Source organism: Novosphingobium sp. HII-3, from assembly GCF_002916655.1.
Taxonomy (GTDB): domain Bacteria; phylum Pseudomonadota; class Alphaproteobacteria; order Sphingomonadales; family Sphingomonadaceae; genus Novosphingobium; species Novosphingobium panipatense.
In genome coordinates this window covers 662,554-680,772 of the sequence record NZ_PPSM01000014.1, presented here as the reverse complement: position 1 = coordinate 680,772, position 18,219 = coordinate 662,554, and the positions used below count along the sequence as shown (strand labels likewise).

Genomic DNA, 18,219 nt, shown 5'->3' with positions numbered 1-18,219 from the left:
GGATGATTTCCGCATCGCAACTACAAGCAAAGTAATGATCCAGGTTAAGATGGAAATATTTCGGAACAAGATGAAGAAGAAGATGTTGACCCCCGCGACGGCCTGATCGGCCAATACATTTTCCTGACGACAAGCGGGGGTCAAGGCATGGCGGAAAACGTACTCATCACCGGCGGCGCGGGCTTTATCGGGCGGTTCGTCACCGAAGAACTGCTGCGCCGCGGCAACACGGTGCGGATCCTGGACTGCCTGCTGGACCAGGTTCATGGCGGCAAGGGTCGCCCTGAAGCGCTTTCCCCGGACGCCGAACTGATCGTCGCGGATATCCGCGATGGCGATGCGGTCGCGCAGGCCCTCAAGGGGGTGGACAGCGTCATTCATCTTGCCGCCGAAGTGGGCGTCGGGCAGTCCATGTACGAAGTGGAACGCTACACCTCCACCAACGATGTCGGCACCGCCGTTCTGTTCGAGCGGCTGATAGACAATCCGGTGCGCCGCGTCGTCACCGCCTCCTCCATGAGCATCTATGGCGAAGGCCTCTACCACGACGAGGACGGAAATCTGGTGCAGGACGCGGAGCGCGGGCTGCTGCGCGACGGGCAGAAGATCTGGGATCCGACCGATGGCCAGGGCCGTCCGCTGACCCCCGTCGCCACGCCCGAGTGGAAACGGCCGAGCCTTGCTTCGATCTATGCGCTCAACAAGTACGTGCAGGAGCGCACCACGCACATCATGGGCGCACCCTACGGCATCGAGAGCGTCTGCCTTCGCCTGTTCAACGTCTACGGGCCGGGCCAGGCGCTCTCCAATCCCTACACCGGCGTCCTCGCGATCTTCGCGTCGCGTCTGCTGAACGGCCAGCAGCCGATGATATTCGAGGATGGCGAGCAGCGCCGCGACTTCGTGCACGTCAGCGATGTCGCCCGCGCCTTCGCGGACGCCCTGGTGCTGCCGCAGGCCACCGGCCAGACCTTCAACATCGGCTCCGGCAGGGACCGCTCCGTGACCGAAGTGGCGCAGGCGCTCGCGCGGGCCATGGGCAAGAACGACATCGAACCCGAGATTGTCGGCAAGGCGCGGACCGGCGACATCCGCCACTGCTTCTGCGACACCAGCCTTGCGGCGGACAAGCTTGGCTTCGCCGCAAGGCAGGATTTCGAGGAAGGCCTCGCCGAGCTCGCCGAGTGGGTCCACCAGCAGACCGCCGAAGACCGCGTGCAGCAGGCCCGCGCGGAGCTCGAGGCGCGGGGGCTCGTCGCATGACGACGACCGACCGTCCGATCCTCGTCACCGGCGGCGCGGGCTTCATCGGCTGCAACCTTGCGGACAGACTGGCTCGCGAAGGGCACCGCGTCATCATCTATGATGCGCTTGCCCGTGCCGGGGTGGAGCGCAATCTGGCATGGCTGCGCGACCGCCATGGCGACCGGATCGAACCAATGATTGCCGACATCCGCGACGCGGCGCGCCTTGCCGAGGCCGCGGACGGTACGCAGGCGATCTTCCACATGGCGGCGCAGGTCGCCGTCACGACCAGCCTGACCGACCCGCGCGAAGACTTCGACATCAACCTGGGGGGGACCTTCAACGTCCTCGAGGCCGCGCGCCGCCAGACCATTCCGGTGGTGTTCGCATCGACGAACAAGGTTTACGGCGACCTCGCCGACCTTGCGTTCACCGCGACCGAGCAGGGCCACCTTCCCGCCGACGAAGGCGTCCGCAACCACGGCATCGGGGAGGACCGTCCGCTCGACTTCCACACGCCTTACGGCTGTTCCAAGGGCGGCGCAGACCAGTACGTGCTCGACTATGCGCGCAGCTACGGCGTTCCCTCCGCAGTCCTGCGCATGAGCTGCATCTACGGCGAGCGCCAGATGGGCACCGAAGATCAGGGCTGGGTGGCGCACTTCCTCATCCGCGCCCTGGAAGGCGAGCCGATCACACTCTACGGTGACGGTCATCAGGTGCGCGACATTCTCCACGTGGACGACGCCGTTGCCGCTTATCTCGCCGCCTGGCAGCGCATCGATACGGTCGCCGGGCGCGCCTTCAATCTCGGCGGCGGCACGGCCAACGCGGTCAGCCTTCGCACGCTGCTGGCGCACATCGGCGCGCTGCTCGGCAGCGAGGTGCCGCTCCGGTTCGAGGACTGGCGCGCCGGCGACCAGCGCTACTTCGTGGCAGACCGTCGCGCCGTCGACGCTGCGTTGGATCTTTCCACTCCACTGCCCTGGCGCGAAGGTGTCGAGCGGCTGGCGCGCTGGCTGGCGGCAGAGCGGGGACTGAACAGCACTCTCCCCGAAGAGCGGCTCGCGGCGGCACCGAACCGGGTGGCAGCGCTGTGAGCGGGGCCGGCCTGCGCGCCCTCATCACGGTCGATGCGGTCGGGGGAGTGTGGCAATACGGGCTGGACCTGGCGAGCGGCCTTGCGGCGCGTGGTGTGGAACCCGTGCTTGCCGTGATGGGCCCGAAGCCCGACGCCGCCCAACGCGAAGAAGCGCACAGGATCGATGGTGTCACCATCGTCGAGACAGGTCTTCCGCTCGATTGGCTGAGCGACAGCGCCGATCCGATCCTCGCCGCCGGTCGCGCGCTCGCAGAGTTCGCCGGTGACATCGCGGCGGACATCGTCCAACTCAACATGCCCACGCTTGCGGCCGCCCCGCCCCCTCGGGTTCCGGTCGTCGCCGTCACCCATGGCTGCGTCGCGACCTGGTGGGAAGCGGCAAAGCCCGGCGAGGCGTTGGGCACGGACTACCACTGGCACCGCGATCTCATGGCGCAGGGCCTGAGAGCGGCCGATCGCGTGGTTGCCCCTTCCGCCAGCTACGCCCGCACCATCGCCCGCTACTACGCGCTCGATCAGGCGCCGGTCGTCGTCCACAACGGACGCACGCCCATCGCCGCGCCGACAGAAGGTCCCTTCCCGGACCGTGCGCTCACCGTCGGGCGGCTGTGGGACAGCGTCAAGTGCGCCGGGATGCTGGACCGGGTGGCGGCCCGCATCCACGTCCCCTTCAGCGCAGCCGGCAACCCGGTGGGGCCGCACGGCGAGCGGGTCGAGCTTCACCACCTCAACCTGCTCGGCCAGCTCGACGCGGTGCAGCTTGGCCGCGAACTGGCTGCGCGGCCCATCTTCGTCTCGGCAGCGTCGTTCGAGCCCTTCGGCCTCGCCGTGCTGGAAGCGGCGCAGGCGGGATGCCCGCTCGTCTTGTCCGACATCGACACGTTCCGCGAGCTCTGGGACGGGGCTGCCTGCTTCGTCCCGGCAGGGGACGAAATCGCCCTGGAGCGCGCCATCACCGGGCTGGTGGAGGACGAGGCCCTGCGGCTCCGTCTGAGCGAGGCGGCCCGCAAGCGCGCAACGCAGTACGCGCCCCGGAAGATGGCGGACTCCATGCTCGCGATCTATCGCGAAGCGCTGGCGTCCAGTCCCCCCGCCGGGAGGGTCGCGGCATGAAGATCGTCTACTTCACGCACTCCCTCGCCTCCTGCTGGAATCACGGGAATGCGCATTTCCTGCGAGGTGTGCTCAGCGAACTTCTCGCCCGCGGGCACGAGGTCGAGGTCCGCGAACCGGCGAACTCCTGGAGCCTCGCGAACCTTCTTGCCGATCACGGCGAAGAGGGCCTTGAACCCTATCGTACCGCCTATCCGGAACTCTCTTCCCGCGTTTACGATGCCGCCGATCCGGTGGAGCCGATGCTGGAGGGTGCGGACCTCGTCATCGTGCACGAGTGGAACGATCACGATCTGGTCGCCCGCATAGGGCGCATCCGGGCGGGCGGCGCCAGCTTCTCCCTCCTGTTCCACGACACCCATCACCGGGCTGTGAGCGAACCGGAAGCGATGCGGGCCTATGATCTGTCCGGCTACGACGGTGTCCTTGCGTTCGGCGAGGCGTTGAGCGAAGTCTACCGTGGCTGGGGATGGCAGGGTCGCGTCTGGACCTGGCACGAAGCGGCCGATACGCGCCGCTTTCACCCGCCGATGCAACCCGCCGAGGGCCGCGAAGGCCTTGTCTGGATAGGCAACTGGGGCGACGGCGAACGAACGGAGGAACTGGAGCGGTTCCTGTTCCGCCCCGCGCAGGAGGCGCGGCTTGCTCTCGACATATACGGCGTGCGTTATCCCGAGGAGGCCCGGGCGACACTGACCCGTTACAGGGTAAACTATCACGGGTGGGCCGCCAACGCGCGGGCACCGGCCATCTTCGCCAATCACATGGCAACGGTGCATGTCCCGCGCCGCTACTACGCCACCATCCTGCCCGGCATACCGACGATCCGCGTCTTCGAAGCACTCGCCTGCGGCATACCGCTGGTCTCGGCGCCCTGGGACGATGCCGAAGGCCTGTTCCGCCCCGGCAGGGACTATCTTGTCGCGCGCAACGGCCAGGAGATGACGCACCATCTCACCGCCCTTCGCGATGACGCGGATCTTCGCGGGGCGCTTGTGCAGAGCGGGATGGAGACGATCCTTGCCCGCCACACCTGTGCGCACCGCGTTGACGAACTGCTCTCGATCGTGAGCCACCTGCGGGCACCGCAAACCACCTCTGTCAGGGATTTCGCATGAAAATCGCCTTCTATGGATCGAGCCTGCTGTCCTCCTACTGGAACGGCGCGGCGACGTACTATCGCGGCATTCTCAAGGCACTGGCCGGGCACGGATACGACATCACCTTCTATGAGCCCGACGCTTTCGATCGCCAGCAGCACCGCGACATAGAACCGCCTGAATGGGCCCGCTCGGTAGTCTATCCGGCCACCGAGGAAGGCCTGCGCTCCGTCCTCGCGGAGGCCGGCGGCGCGGACATCGTGGTCAAGGCCAACGGCGTGGGCGTGTTCGACCGCGAGCTGCTCGAAGGCATCGTCGCGCAAAGCCGCCCGGAAGCGCTACGCATCTTCTGGGACGTGGATGCCGCCGCCACCCTCGACGAGATGCGGAGCGATGCCTCGCACCCGGTGCTTAAGGCGCTGCCCTCGCTCGACATGGTGCTGACCTATGGCGGCGGCCCGCCGGTGGTCGACGCCTACAAAGCGTTCGGAGCCCAGCGTTGCGAGCCCGTCTACAATGCGCTTGATCCGGAGACGCACCACCCCGCCCCTCGCGATCCACGCTTCGAGGCTGACCTCGGCCTGCTGGCCAACCGCCTGCCGGACCGTGAGAGTCGCATTGAGGAGTTCTTCCTGCGTCCGGCCGCCGCGCTGCCTGACCGGCAGTTCCTGCTGGGCGGCAACGGCTGGCATGACAAGGGCGTGACGCCCAACGTACGCGCCATCGGCCATGTTGGGACGGGCGATCACAACGCCTTCAACTGCACCCCGCGCGCGGTGCTCAACGTTGCGCGCGACTCCATGGCAAATGTCGGCTTCTCCCCGGCGACCCGCGTGTTCGAAGCGGCGGGCGCCGCTGCCTGCCTGATCACAGACGCGTGGGAGGGGATCGAGATGTTCCTGCGACCGAACGAGGAAATCCTCGTCGCCCGCGACGGCAAGGACGTGGCCGAGATCCTGGCCGCTCTCTCGCCCGAGCGCGCAAAAGCCATCGGAGAGGCGGCGCTTGACCGCGTGCTGGCCGAGCACACCTACGCCCTGCGTGCCGAACAGGTCCACGGTATCTTCCAGCAGCACCAGCGCACCCCGGAGGCCGCATGAAACTCGTCGTTCTCGGCCTCAGCCTCGGTTCCTCCTGGGGTAACGGCCACGCCACCACCTTCCGGGCCCTTTTGGCCGCCTTCGCGGCGCGCGGGCATGAGGTCCTTTTCCTCGAGCGGGAGGTTCCCTGGTATTCCGGCGACAACCGTGATCTTGTCGATCCCGACTTCTGCCGCCTCGAGTACTATCGCGATCTGGACGACCTGCGCCGCTATGGCAGCGAGATCGCGGCGGCCGACGCGGTCATCGTGGGCTCGTATGTCCCCGAGGGCGTGGAGGTCTCCCGCTACGTCCAGGCTATGGCGGAGGGCGTCAGGGCCTTCTACGACATCGACACACCGGTGACGCTCGCCAAGCTGCTTAAGGGTGACTTCGAATACCTGTCCCCCGAAGTGATCCCCGGGTTCGATGTCTACCTCTCGTTTACCGGGGGGCCGACTCTTCGCCGGATCGAACAGGACTATGGCTCGCCCGCAGCACGGGCCCTCTACTGCTCCGTCGATCCCGCCGCCTATCGTCCGCTCGTCACGCCGCCGCTTTGGGATCTCACCTACCTCGGCACGTACAGCCCTGATCGCCAGCCTACGCTTGACCGCCTGCTGCTGGAGCCCGCTCGCCGCCGACCCGATCTGCGTTTTGCCGTGGCGGGTCCGCAGTACCCGGACGATATCGACTGGCCCGCGAACGTCGAACGGATCGAGCACCTGCCCCCTGCCGAACACGCCGCCTTCTACAATGCCTCGCGCATGACGCTCAACGTCACCCGCGCGGATATGATTGCTGCCGGCTGGTCCCCGTCGGTCCGGCTCTTCGAGGCGGCAGCCTGCGGCACGCCGATCCTGTCGGACCGCTGGGATGGTATCGAAAGCCTGTTCGTGCCCGGCAGCGAGATCGTTCTTGCCGATACGACGGAAGATGCCCTTGCCGCTTTGGACGCAGACCAGCGCCGCGTCGGCACGGCGGCACGGCAGCGCGTGCTGGAAGCGCACACGGCGGCCCATCGCGCAGCCGAACTCGAGGCGCATCTGCAGGAAGCCAGCCAGAAGAAAAAAGGTCGAGCCAAGGAGACGATGACCATGAAGACTGCCGATCATCAGCCGCTCACGCTCGTCGCCGGGGGAGCCGGCTTCATCGGCTCACACCTGTGCGCCGAACTCCTGGCGCGAGGTCACCGCGTCCTGTGCCTCGACAACCTTCAGACGGCTCGACCCTCGAACCTCCGGCTGCTGGAAGGCCACCCCAACTTCGCGTTCATCGAAGGCGACATCGTCAACCCGCTGCCGGCCGCAGTGATCGAGCGTACGAACGAGATCGGGCGGATCTACAATCTCGCCTGCGCCGCTTCGCCGCCGCAGTACCAGGCCGATCCGGAGCACACGATGCTGACCTGCGTGGTCGGCACGGACCACCTCCTCCGCCTGGCCGAAGCTTCGGGCGCGCGCTTCCTGCTGACCTCAACGAGCGAAGTCTACGGCGACCCCGAAGTCCATCCCCAGCGCGAGGACTATCGCGGATGGGTAAACTGCACCGGCCCGCGCGCCTGCTACGACGAAGGAAAGCGCGCCGCCGAAGCCATGGCTTTCGACTTCGCGCGCATGGGCCGCGCCCAGGTTCGCGTCGCGCGGATCTTCAACACTTTCGGCCCGCACATGCATCCCGACGATGGCCGCGTGGTATCGAACCTCATCTGCCAGGCGCTGTCGGGCCGGGATGTCACGATCTACGGCGACGGCACACAGACGCGCAGCTTCTGCTATGTCTCTGACATGGTCGAAGGGCTGATCGCGCTGATGGAGAGCGACATCGACGGCCTGGAGCCGATCAACCTGGGCAACCCGGAAGAACGTACGGTCTCCGAACTGCTGGAGGCGATCGTCGATCTGGTCGATCGGCCGGTCACGGTCACGCATCTGCCCCTGCCGGTCGATGACCCCCGCCGCCGCCGCCCGGACATCTCCCGCGCCCAAGCACAGCTGGGCTGGACGCCGCGGACGCCCCTTCACGAAGGCCTCGCCCTCACCTGCGCCTGGTTCGCCGAGGAGATCGGCGCTACGCCTTCGGAAGACCAGCCGACCATCTCGGTCGCCGCCGAGTAAGCGGCACCTGCCGCCTTCACCTGGCGGCGGAGATGAACGGGATATTCAACGCCCTGCCACCCCGGTGTGCGGGGCGTTCCTGCGCAAGGATCAGGCATTCGCGCCGCGTCCGCTGGGGCGATACTTGCAGCAGGTTAGCATCGGTGCCGCGACATGGCTCCGCGCGCTGCGCTAGCCAGACCCCGTACTTGATTCGGGGAGAAGAGCACCAATGAAGATCGACAACAGCCTGGCCGCAGTCGTCACCGGCGGCGCATCGGGCCTCGGCCGCGCGAGCGCGCAGGCGCTGGCCGCCGCAGGCGTCAAGGTCGCCATCTTCGACATCAGCGAAGAAGCCGGTGAGGCCTTCGCCAAGGAAATCGGCGGTGTCTTCTGCAATGTCGACATCACCAACGAGGAAAGTGTCGAAGCCGGCTTCGCCAAGGCCCGGGAAGCTCACGGTCAGGAGCGCATCGTCGTGCATTGCGCCATCGTGGCGGGCGGTGGCAAGACTGTCTCTTTCGACAAGAAGACCGGCGGCTACAAGCGTACTCCGACCGAGCAGATCGCCAAGTCTGCGGAAGGCATCTTCACCGCGTCCTACCGCATCGCTTCCATCGCGGCTCTGGGCATGGCCACCGCCGACCCTCTGAACGAAGACGGCGAACGCGGCACGATCATCCTGACGTCGTCCGCTGCGGCCGAGGACGGCCAGATCGGCCAGGTGGCCTACGGTGGTGGCAAGGGCGCCGTGAACGCCATGGTCCTGCCCATGGCCCGCGACCTCATGGATCTCGGCATCCGCGTGAACGCCATCATGCCCGGCACCTTCGCGACCCCGCCGATGCTGCGCGTCAAGGAACACGCCCCCGAAGTGTACGAAAACCTCGGCAAGGCGGTCCCCTTCCCGCGTCGTCTGGGCAACCCGGAGGAGTTCGGTTCTCTGGTGCTGGAGCTGGTGCGCAACATCTACTTCAACGGCCAGTGCATCCGCCTCGACGGCGCGATCCGCATGCCGCCCAAGTAAGCGCGCTTCACCACACCGCCTGAAGTATCAGGGCCGCGCAAGATAAAGTGCGTGGCCCTTCTTTTCGGGTCGGCTCCGCGTCGGCGCGGTCAGGCCGTCAGCTCCTCGCCGATCGCACGGGCCAGGATGACCATGAACTTCTCCGACCCGTCGCAGAAGCGCTGCAACGGCTCCCACCCTCCGGCGAGAAGCAGCGTATCGGCGCTTCGCGGATCGTACTTGTGGCTGTTTTCCGTGTGGATCGTTTCGCCCGCCCGCATCGTGAAACGGCGGCCACAGACGTCGAACGCGATGTCGCGGGTGGTCTCGATGTGCATCTCGATCCGGGCCCGGGCATCGTTCCAGATGGCACGGTGAACCAGCGCGTCCAGCGGTATGGTGCCGCCCAGTTCCTGATTGATCCGCGCCGCCAGGTTCAGGTTGAACGCGGCAGTCACTCCTTGCGCATCGTCATAGGCGGCGACGAGTTCCCGCTCGTCCTTGATGCGATCGAAGCCGATGAGCAGCAGGCTGTCCGAACCCAGAGTCCGGCGCATGGAACGCAGGAGGTCCGTTGCCGCCATCGGCTCCATGTTGCCGATGGTGGAACCGGGGAAGAAGCCGAGGCGGGGATGCGCTCCGACTTGCGGTGGCAGTGTGGCGCCTTCCATGAAGTCCGCCTCGACCGGATAGATCGGCAGGTCCGGGTAGCGCTGCGCCAGGGTCTCGCAGGACTCGCTCAGGAACTCGCCCGAGATGTCGATGGGCACGTAAGCCGCTGTCCAGATCGCATCCAGCAAGAGCGGCGTCTTGGTCGCGCTGCCCGCGCCGAACTCCACCACCACGTGATGCCTCGCGCCGATGAGCCTGCCCAGCCGCGTGGCGTGCGCCATGAGAATGCTCGTCTCGGTGCGTGTCGGATAGTATTCGGGAAGTCGGGTGATCTCCTCGAACAGCTCGCTGCCTCGGTGATCGTAGAACCAGCGCGCCGGGATCGCCTTCGTCGGCTGGGAAAGGCCGGTCAGGACGTCGCGGCGGAACTGCGCACGCAGCGCGTCGCGATCCGTATCGACAAGGTCGTGGATTGCCGTTGCCATGCTCTAGAGATCCTTTGCAAGCCGCACGCCGGTAAACTGCCAACGCTTCTCGGGAGGAAAGAAGTTCCGGTACGTTGCCCGGGCATGGCCGCGCGGGGTCGCGCAGCTGGCTCCCTTGAGAACGCACTGGCCCGACATGAACTTGCCGTTGTATTCACCCACTGCGCCCGCCGCCGGCCGAAACCGCGGGTAGGGAAGATAGGCCGAACGGGTCCACTGCCAACCGTCGCCGAACAGGCTCTGCGAGCCGGATGGATGTACGGCCGCCGCTTCGTCCAGCTGGACGCCACCGGCCGGATCGTGCCCACGCGCGGCGGTTTCCCACTCGAATTCGGTTGGCAGGCGATGGCCGGCCCAGGTGGCGAAAGCGTCCGCCTCGTAGAAGGAGACGTGCGTGACCGGGGCGTCCGGCTCCCGGTGCTGCATCCCGGCCAGCGTGAAAGCCTCGTCCTCCCGCCAGTACAGCGGCGCATCTATGGCGCTTGCCTGAACCCAAGCCCAGCCGTCCGACAGCCACAGGGAGGGATCGCGATAGCCGCCGTCGGCGATGAAATCGGCCCACTCCTGATTGGTGACCAATCCGGACGCCAGCGCGAACGGCTCCACCACGACCTCGTGGCTTGGCCCTTCGTTGTCGAAAGCAAATCCCTCTCCCGCATGACCGATCCGCATGACGCCGCCTTCGCACGTGTGCCAGCCGCTCGATCCTCGCGTCGTCGGACGCCGGACGGGCGCGCTGTAGGCGGGCTTCAGCGGATTGAGGGAGAGCGCGTGCTTCAGGTCCGTCAGCAACAGTTCCTGATGCTGCTGCTCATGGTTCAGGCCAAGCTCGATCAGTGCTGCCAGGTCGGCCCGGCCCAGCACCCGCTCGACATGGCTGTCCACATGCCGGCGGTAGGCCAGCACGTCCTTGAGCGAGGGACGCGAAAGCATGCCCCGCATCGGCCGGGCGTGGCGCGGGCCTTCCGCTTCGTAGTACGAATTGAAAAGGAACGGCCAGCTCTCGTTGAAGAGGCGGTAGCCGGGACAATTATCACGCAGGACGAAGGTTTCGAAGAACCAGGTCGTATGCGCCAGATGCCACTTCGCCGGAGAGGCATCTGGCATGGACTGGAGCGTGGCGTCGGCATCGGAAAGAGGAGCGACGAGCTGTTCCGACAGTTCCCGAATAGAGCGGTATCGCTCCTCCGTCAGCGTGACGGGCCGCGCGGGTGGACGGTCGCTCGTGGTGGCCATGCCGTCCTAACGAGCCGAAGCCCGTCAGGATGCATGGTCCCGTCAAATATAATCGCTCACGCCGCCTGCTTGTGCCGCTCGGTGGCTTCGAGGTTGAGGAGGTCGGCCATTTCAAACGCCAGCTCGATTGACTGCGCCCCGTTGAGACGCGGGTCGCAGTGAGTGTGATAGCGATCGGCCAGCGCCTCATCGGTGATGGCAATCGCGCCGCCGGTGCACTCCGTCACGTCCTGGCCGGTCATCTCGATATGGATGCCGCCCGCGTGAGTCCCTTCGGCCCGGTGGACCGCGAAGAAGCCTCGCACTTCGGCAAGGATGCGGTCGAACGGGCGGGTCTTGAAGCCGCTTTCCGACTTGATGACGTTGCCGTGCATCGGGTCGCACGACCAGACCACGGGATGACCTTCGCGCTTGACCGCCCGCACCAGCTTGGGCAGCCCTGCTTCCACCTTGTCGTGGCCGTAGCGGCTGATGAGCGTCATGCGGCCCGGTTCGCGACCCGGGTTCAGCGTGTCGAGCATGCGCAGCAGCGCATCCGGCTCCAGGCTGGGGCCGCACTTCATGCCGATCGGGTTGCCGACGCCGCGCAGGTATTCGACGTGCGCCGAACCTTCGAAGCGCGTACGGTCCCCGATCCAGAGCATGTGGGCCGAACAGTCGTACCAGTCGCCCGTCAGGGAATCGCGGCGGGTCAGCGCCTGCTCGTAAGGAAGCAGCAGCGCTTCATGGCTGGTGTAGAAGTCCGTGCCCTGCAGCTGCGGAACGCTGGTAGGGTCGACGCCGCAGGCGGCCATGAAGTCCAGCGCCTCACCGATGCGGTCCGCCATCTGCGCGAACCTCTCGCCCCAGGGGCTGCGGCCGATGTGGTCCAGCGTCCACTGGTGGACCTGCCGCAGGTTCGCGTAACCGCCATGCGCGAAGGCGCGCAGCAGGTTCAGCGTGGCGGAAGACTGCGTATAGGCGCGCAGCATCCGCTCCGGGTCGTTCCGACGGGCAGCGGCGTCGCCTTCGATCCCGTTGATGATGTCGCCGAAGTAACTCGGCATTTCGACGCCGCCGACAACTTCGGTCGGAGCGGAACGGGGCTTGGCGAACTGCCCGGCCATGCGGCCCACCTTCACCACCGGCTGCTTGCTGGCGAACGTCAGGACGACCGCCATCTGCAGCAGGACACGGAACGTGTCGCGGATGTTGTCGGCGCTGAATTCGGCGAAGCTTTCCGCGCAGTCGCCACCCTGCAGCAGGAAACCCCGCCCGGCCGCCACTTCGGCAAGGTCGGATTTCAGCCCGCGAGCTTCACCGGCAAAGACGAGCGGCGGAAACTTCGCAAGCGTGGCCTCGACCTCACCCAGTTTCGCCTGATCGCCATATACCGGGAGATGGCGCGCCTCATGCGTCTTCCAGCTCTCCGGTGTCCAGTTGCTCGCCACGTCATGTACTCCTATCGCCGCACCCCGCGTGCGGACTTTCCATGCGCCGCAAGTCCTCCAGGCGGCGCAAGCAAGAGGCGGCCCATAGCCGCTTCAAGCAACTTTTGCAAAAGCAGGTTTAGCGTTCAGTGTAATCGGTTGCGCCGGACACGTCCGGCGCCTGCCGGAAATTGCCCGCTTAACGAGTTCCGGGCTTCTCCTTAGCTTCCGGCATGACCTCAAGCCGCCACGAGTGATCGCGGCCGAGATATCGCGCCGCCAGCGCCTGCATCGCCTGCGGCGTGGTGACGGTGTAATCGGTGAGAACCGAACGTACCGTCCCGATGCGTGAAGGATCGGTCGTGGCGCCCTCAAGCTGGCTCATGAAAAAGGCCGTGCTGGACGCTGCGCGCGTCACCTGCTGGCGCAGCGGCTCCGTCACCAGTGCCAGTTCGTCCATCGAAGGCGGATTGGCGATAAGGTCCTGGGCTATGTCGTCCGCCGTCTGGAAGAATATAGGCACTGACTTGGGGTCGAGCTGCGCCATCGCCGTGATCGAGCCGCCAGCGGCCAGGTCGACCGGCCAGGTGGAATAGACGTAGGGTGCATACGACACGCCCAGCTTCTCACGCACGGCGTTCATCAGACGGTTGGTGAAAAGCTGCGTCAGTATTTCCAGCTGACGCGACTCGGGTATGCCCATGGTGCCGCCGCCGGTTGGCCAGGACACCACCGCAGCGGCCTGATCGGCATCGCCATGGTGGATCAGATGGATCGGCTGGTCCGAGGGGGGCAGCGTGTTGATCCGCGTTGCTGCGGCAGTAACCGGCGCAGGCTGGCGCGACTTCAGTGCGCCAAAGGTCCTTTCCAGTGCCGCGATCGCGCTTGCCTTGTCGAAGTCGCCGAAGATCTGAACCTCGACCGGCCCTTCTTTCAGGGCCTTGCCCCAGACGCGCTTGAAGCCTTCAGGCGTCGTCGCCTCCAGCTGGTCCGGCGTCGGGGTGGCGAAACGCGGATCCTTACCGCGTTGATAGTATTGCAGGTCCCGACTCAACACGCCCTGGGGCGATGTGGAGAACGTGGCGTACTGGATCGCGGCTGCCGCCTTGGCGCGCGCGATCGGCTGCGGATCCCATCGTGGAAGATCGAGCTTCGCTGCGAAGAGATAGAGCTGGTCCGCCAGATCCTGCGGCCGCGTCTCCGCCGAGAACTCGAAGGAGGCATCCTGGACTTCGAAGTTGAAGCCCATCTTCCGGCCGGTCGATATGCGATCGAGATCGTCCTGACCCAATGTCGCCAGACCCGACCCGACAAGCGCGTAGTTGCCCAACGTGATGTAAGCGGCGTCCTTCGGATCGATCGAGCGATAGCCGCCGCCGAAGCGCGCCTTCACCATGACGCGGCCCGGCTCCTCGGCCACCGGCCAGAGCATGCCCTTGACGCCGTTGGCGAAGGTGAGCTGCTCGATTTCCAGCAGCCCGGTAGAGGCGGTCTCCACCGGCTTCTGCGGCGCGCCAATGGCTGGCAGCTTCTCGAACGACACGGGCGCAGGCACCTGACGCACGCTGGCATCAGCCTCGACCGGCTCGGCAAGCGCCCGCCGGAGAGCCTCGTCGGTAGCCACCCCCGGCTTCTGCACGGTGAACAGGGCACGGGTGACGGTGCCGGTGAACAGCTTGCGCGTATGTTCGAGCACCGCTTCGGGCGTGAACAGCGGCTTCGATTCCTGGAAGATCCTCAAGACATCCTGTGGTGCCGCCACCGTCTCGCGGATGTCGAGGGCGTTGACGAGATCGTCCGCGATCTTGCTGCCGGGCAGAATCCGCTGCTGCTCGACCGGCACCTGGAAGGCGACCTCCATCTCGGCGATTTCGCGGTCGATCTCCGCCTGGCTCGGCGCGCGCGTCAGGGCATCCGCGATGACGGCCCGCACATCGCGAAGGGCCGCCTGCCAGTCATCGCCGAGCGGCGTCACGGAAACGAAAGTCGCATCGGCCGACCGGGCCACGTCGTCCTGGTTCACCGATGCCGACAGGAAGCTTCCCCCTGCCCGCGCCTTCGATTCAAGACGACGGTTGATGATCGCCTGGCCCAGAGCGTCGGTCATAAGCCCCTGGTTGTAGGCGATGTTGTCTGTAACCTGCTGCCACGGGCGCAGGACGGCGTACATGAGCGAGGGCGGCAGGTCCGGTTCGACCAGGACCCGGGTCTGCCCGACGGGGTTCTTCAAATCCGCATCCGGCGGCGCCACCGGATCGCCGAAGTCGGGAGCGGCCGGCTTCTGCCCCTTGGCCGACCAGTCGGAGAACCACTTCTTCACATAGCCTTCCAGCATCGCCGGATCGGCGTCTCCCGCAACGATCACGGCGACGTTATCCGGCCGGTACCAGCGCGAATAGAAGGCCCGGACGCTTTGCGGCGTGGCCGCCGTCAGGGATTCCTGTGTGCCGATCGGCTCACGGTCAGCCAGCAGCAAGCCGGAATAGAGCGTTTGCTGCATTGCGTCCTGCACCCGCTTGGCGGCGCCCCCCCGCTCCCGCATCTCGGCCAGGACGATCGGCAGGTCGGCCTTGAGGTTCGAGGCGGAAAGCGTCGGCGCGGTCACCATGCCGCTCATCAGCTTGAACGTCTCGTCCAGTGTGGCTGCGGTGGCGTTCGGCAGATCGAGCTTGAACACGGTCTGCGTGGTCGACGTGACGGCATTCGTGTCACTGCCGAACGTTGCCCCAAGGCGCTGGAAGGCCGCGATGGCCGTGCCTTCGGGCAGGTACTTCGACTGGCGGAACAACATGTGCTCCAGAAGGTGCGCATATCCCCGCTCCTTGTCAGTCTCGTAGAGAGAGCCGGCATCTACGCGGATGCGAATGGACACCTGCCCGGGCGGCACGCCATTTTTGCGCACGGCATACTTCAGACCGTTCGCAAGTTCGCCGAAGTGCCACTCCGGATCACGCGGAATGTCGCTGCCACGGTACAGCCACGGATCCGTCTGACCTATGGTCGGCGCGACGATGGGGGAGCCCACAGGCGCCGGGGCGGCTTGAACCCTGGCCTCCTGCGCAAGCAGGGGCGGGATCGGTGCCTGGGCAAGAAGGAGCAGGCAGGCGAGCGAGCGGGCGGCGCGCGTGGGGGTCGTCATTACGCAAGATATAGGGAGGCGAAGGATGAAGGGCTAGTGAATAGCAGCAAACACATGTCCAGAAATGAACGCACGGAGGATGCACGGCAATTTCATGCTCCCTTGCGCAGGCAAGGTGGTCTTCGCAGGCTTGACCCTCCCGAGACTTCACCTACATCGCGACCATCATGTTCATCGAAACCGAAACGACGCCCAATCCCGCGACGCTCAAGTTCCTGCCCGGCCGGCAGGTCATGCCGTCCGGCACGCGCGAATTCACCTCGCCGGAAGATGCAGCGGCATCGCCCCTGGCCGAAGCTCTCTTCGATCTCGGCGACGTGACCGGTGTGTTCTTCGGCACCGGGTTCATCTCGGTTACCGCAGCGCCAGGGGTAGAGTGGGCGTCGCTTCGGCCGCAGGTCGTCTCGATCCTGCTCGATCACTTCGTCTCGGAAGCGCCGCTGTTCAAGGGCGGCGACGCCAGTGGGATTTCCGTCCCGCCGGAGGAAGACAACTTCGGGGACGACCCGGCCGACGCCGATATCGTCGACCAGATCAAGGATCTGATCGAAAGCCGCGTGCGGCCGGCCGTCGCCAACGATGGCGGCGATATCATCTACCGTGGCTTCCGTGACGGTGTCGTGTACCTCTCCATGCAGGGCGCCTGCTCCGGCTGCCCTTCGTCCTCGGCAACCCTGAAGCACGGCATCGAAAGCCTTCTGAAGCACTACGTTCCCGAAGTGACCGAAGTGCGCGCGGCCTGAGCTACGCCATGATCATGCGAAGCGGGTGCTCCCGTGATGGCTGACGCCGGTTCGGATCGCAGCGCCGCCTCCCCGGTCGAGACGACGACCCTCGTAATCGATAGCGCCACCGATGCCTGTTCGGTGGCGCTCTTCGCAGGTGACGCGTGCGTTGCCGGGGACTACCGGATGCTCGGCCGAGGCCACGCCGAAGCGCTTGTGCCGATGATCGCGGCGCTGCCGGACAAGGGCCGCGCCGACCGGATCGCCGTCGCGCTTGGGCCGGGCAGCTTCACTGGCGTCCGGGTCGGCCTCGCGGCGGCACGCGCGCTTGCCCTTGCCTGGGGGGCGACGCTGGTCGGCTACCCCACCCTCGCGCTGATCGCCGCCATGGCGCGCGAGAGCGAAGGGCCGCAAGGACTCGGCGTCGCGACGACAGGCGGCCACGGCGAGTGGTTCGTCGAGAGCTTCGACGCGGACGGCGCGACGCGCTCCGCCCTGGCATCGCTGCGCCCGGATGCGGCAGCGGCCGCCGTAACTTGCGAACTCGTGGCCGGCAACCAGGCGCAGGCTCTGGTGGCGGCGCGTGGCCACGGGCGCGCCCTGCCCCTGTGGCCGGACGCACGCGCCTTCGGGCTGCTTTCTTCCAGCATCTTGATGCCCGAGGCCCTGCCACTCTATGGCCGTGGTCCTGACGCGAAGTTGCCTGCGGGAGCCGCATGAACGACGATATCGACCTGATCATGGCCGTCATGACCGCAGCGTTCGACCCGATCTACGGAGAGGCGTGGAACCGCCGGCAAGTCGAAGATGCGCTCGGCTTCGGAAACTGCCACTACTGCGTGCTGTCATCACAAGGCCAACTTCCGGCGGACAGCGAACAGGGCGCCGGGTTCTTCCTTTCGCGCACCGGTTACGAGGAAGAGGAACTCCTGCTTCTCGCAGTCTGCCCGGAATACCGAGGAAAGGGCCTCGGCCGCATCTTGCTCGACCGGCTTCGGCTCGGCGCTTCCAGTCGCGGAGCGCGACGACTTCTTCTGGAAATGAGAAGAGGAAATCCGGCAGAAGCACTCTATACCAACTTCGGCTTCTACCCCATTGGCGAGCGGCGCGAGTATTACCGCACCCCAAGCGGACGCCGGCTCGACGCGGTTACTTTTGCCTGTGACATAGCTTAAAGCGTAATCGTTATTTTTCCGATTACTGCAATTGGAAGTGCTTTTTGATCACAACGCCCCAATCAACTTGCACTTGTGACCGAAATCGTCCAATGGACCGACCAGAAGGCCTACAGGCCTCCCGGCTTTCAAAAAAACTGGTCGCACCTAAGGACAAGACAGAACAATGGAAAATATCCAGACCGACATGAACGAGACGCTGATTACGCTGACCTCCGACATTGTCGCCGCTCACGTCAGCAACAACAACGTCACGGTCGAGGATCTGCCTTCGCTCATCACCAATGTCTATGGCGCACTTGCCGGCCTTGGCGGAGCTCCGGTTGTCGAAGAAGAAAAGCCTGAGCCGGCCGTGTCGGTCCGCGCTTCGGTGAAGCCGGACTACATTGTCTGCCTTGAGGACGGCAAGAAGCTCAAGATGCTGAAGCGCCACCTCATGACGCACTACAACATGACCCCGGAAGAGTACCGCGCGCGCTGGAACCTGCCGGCCGACTACCCGATGGTCGCACCGAACTACGCCGAGAAGCGTCGTGAACTGGCCAAGAAGATCGGCCTGGGTCGCAAAGCGGACACCCGCCGTGGCCGCAAGCCCAAGGTGGCCGCCGCCTGATCGGCGCGGCACTTTCGGAGACATGATCCGGGCCGGCGATGACGCCGGACGGTGATAGCGGGAAAGCCGTTTTTCCGGGGACAA

Annotated in this window: 15 protein-coding genes; 11 read left to right on the top strand and 4 right to left on the bottom strand. The window is 65.8% G+C overall.

Features of this window, described 5'->3' with window-relative positions:
- The first annotated feature begins 147 nt into the window (after positions 1–147).
- From C2R25_RS07070 to C2R25_RS07035, 7 genes are all read left to right on the top strand, one after another.
- Positions 148–1,263 (top strand): NAD-dependent epimerase/dehydratase family protein, encoded by a 1,116-nt coding sequence (locus tag C2R25_RS07070; protein WP_103728470.1) that lies wholly within the window; start codon positions 148–150, stop codon positions 1,261–1,263.
- Complete coding sequence (locus tag C2R25_RS07065; RefSeq protein ID WP_103728469.1) at positions 1,260–2,345, top strand: SDR family NAD(P)-dependent oxidoreductase; 1,086 nt, start codon at positions 1,260–1,262, stop codon at positions 2,343–2,345. Before C2R25_RS07070 ends, C2R25_RS07065 begins: the two co-directional genes overlap by 4 nt.
- Complete coding sequence (locus C2R25_RS07060) at positions 2,342–3,460, top strand: glycosyltransferase family 4 protein (protein WP_103728468.1); 1,119 nt, start codon at positions 2,342–2,344, stop codon at positions 3,458–3,460. Before C2R25_RS07065 ends, C2R25_RS07060 begins: the two co-directional genes overlap by 4 nt.
- On the top strand, positions 3,457–4,578 hold the full coding sequence (locus C2R25_RS07055) for a glycosyltransferase (RefSeq protein ID WP_103728467.1): 1,122 nt from the start codon (positions 3,457–3,459) through the stop codon (positions 4,576–4,578). Before C2R25_RS07060 ends, C2R25_RS07055 begins: the two co-directional genes overlap by 4 nt.
- A complete protein-coding gene (locus C2R25_RS07050; RefSeq protein ID WP_103728466.1) occupies positions 4,575–5,660 on the top strand; it encodes a glycosyltransferase in 1,086 nt (361 codons plus the stop codon). Before C2R25_RS07055 ends, C2R25_RS07050 begins: the two co-directional genes overlap by 4 nt.
- The gene (locus C2R25_RS21290) at positions 5,657–7,756 is read left to right on the top strand and encodes a bifunctional glycosyltransferase/UDP-glucuronate decarboxylase (protein ID WP_369825695.1); all 2,100 of its coding nucleotides are present in this window, start codon (positions 5,657–5,659) and stop codon (positions 7,754–7,756) included. The genes C2R25_RS07050 and C2R25_RS21290 overlap by 4 nt, the downstream gene beginning before the upstream one ends.
- 211 nt (positions 7,757–7,967) lie before the next feature.
- Complete coding sequence (locus C2R25_RS07035) at positions 7,968–8,762, top strand: SDR family oxidoreductase (RefSeq protein WP_103728465.1); 795 nt, start codon at positions 7,968–7,970, stop codon at positions 8,760–8,762.
- A gap of 89 nt (positions 8,763–8,851) precedes the next feature.
- On the opposite strand, the gene egtD is transcribed toward C2R25_RS07035, so the two are convergent.
- The 4 genes from egtD to C2R25_RS07015 all read right to left on the bottom strand — a co-directional run bounded on the left by egtD (position 8,852) and on the right by C2R25_RS07015 (position 15,622).
- Positions 8,852–9,838 (bottom strand): L-histidine N(alpha)-methyltransferase, encoded by a 987-nt coding sequence (egtD, locus tag C2R25_RS07030; protein WP_103728464.1) that lies wholly within the window; start codon positions 9,836–9,838, stop codon positions 8,852–8,854.
- A 3-nt stretch (positions 9,839–9,841) separates the two neighbouring features.
- Positions 9,842–11,074: an ergothioneine biosynthesis protein EgtB gene (gene egtB, locus C2R25_RS07025; RefSeq protein ID WP_103728463.1), complete on the bottom strand. Its 1,233-nt coding sequence runs from the start codon at positions 11,072–11,074 to the stop codon at positions 9,842–9,844.
- Between the two features lie 56 nt (positions 11,075–11,130).
- Positions 11,131–12,504 (bottom strand): class II 3-deoxy-7-phosphoheptulonate synthase, encoded by a 1,374-nt coding sequence (locus C2R25_RS07020; protein WP_103728462.1) that lies wholly within the window; start codon positions 12,502–12,504, stop codon positions 11,131–11,133.
- Between the two features lie 178 nt (positions 12,505–12,682).
- Positions 12,683–15,622, bottom strand: a complete 2,940-nt coding sequence (locus C2R25_RS07015; protein WP_103728461.1) for a pitrilysin family protein — start codon at positions 15,620–15,622, stop codon at positions 12,683–12,685.
- Positions 15,623–15,789: 167 nt separating this feature from the next.
- Between C2R25_RS07015 and C2R25_RS07010 the strand changes: the two genes are divergently transcribed.
- The 4 genes from C2R25_RS07010 to C2R25_RS06995 all read left to right on the top strand — a co-directional run bounded on the left by C2R25_RS07010 (position 15,790) and on the right by C2R25_RS06995 (position 18,135).
- Positions 15,790–16,365, top strand: a complete 576-nt coding sequence (locus C2R25_RS07010; protein ID WP_103728460.1) for a NifU family protein — start codon at positions 15,790–15,792, stop codon at positions 16,363–16,365.
- Positions 16,366–16,401: 36 nt separating this feature from the next.
- Positions 16,402–17,067, top strand: a complete 666-nt coding sequence (tsaB, locus tag C2R25_RS07005) for a tRNA (adenosine(37)-N6)-threonylcarbamoyltransferase complex dimerization subunit type 1 TsaB (RefSeq protein ID WP_103728459.1) — start codon at positions 16,402–16,404, stop codon at positions 17,065–17,067.
- Positions 17,064–17,522 carry a GNAT family N-acetyltransferase gene (locus tag C2R25_RS07000; RefSeq protein ID WP_103728458.1) on the top strand — a complete coding sequence of 153 codons (459 nt, stop codon included), beginning with the start codon at positions 17,064–17,066 and terminating at the stop codon, positions 17,520–17,522. The genes tsaB and C2R25_RS07000 overlap by 4 nt, the downstream gene beginning before the upstream one ends.
- Positions 17,523–17,688: 166 nt before the next feature.
- Entirely contained in the window at positions 17,689–18,135 is a 447-nt protein-coding gene (locus tag C2R25_RS06995) for a MucR family transcriptional regulator (RefSeq protein WP_103728457.1), read from the top strand.
- Positions 18,136–18,219: the final 84 nt, after the last annotated feature.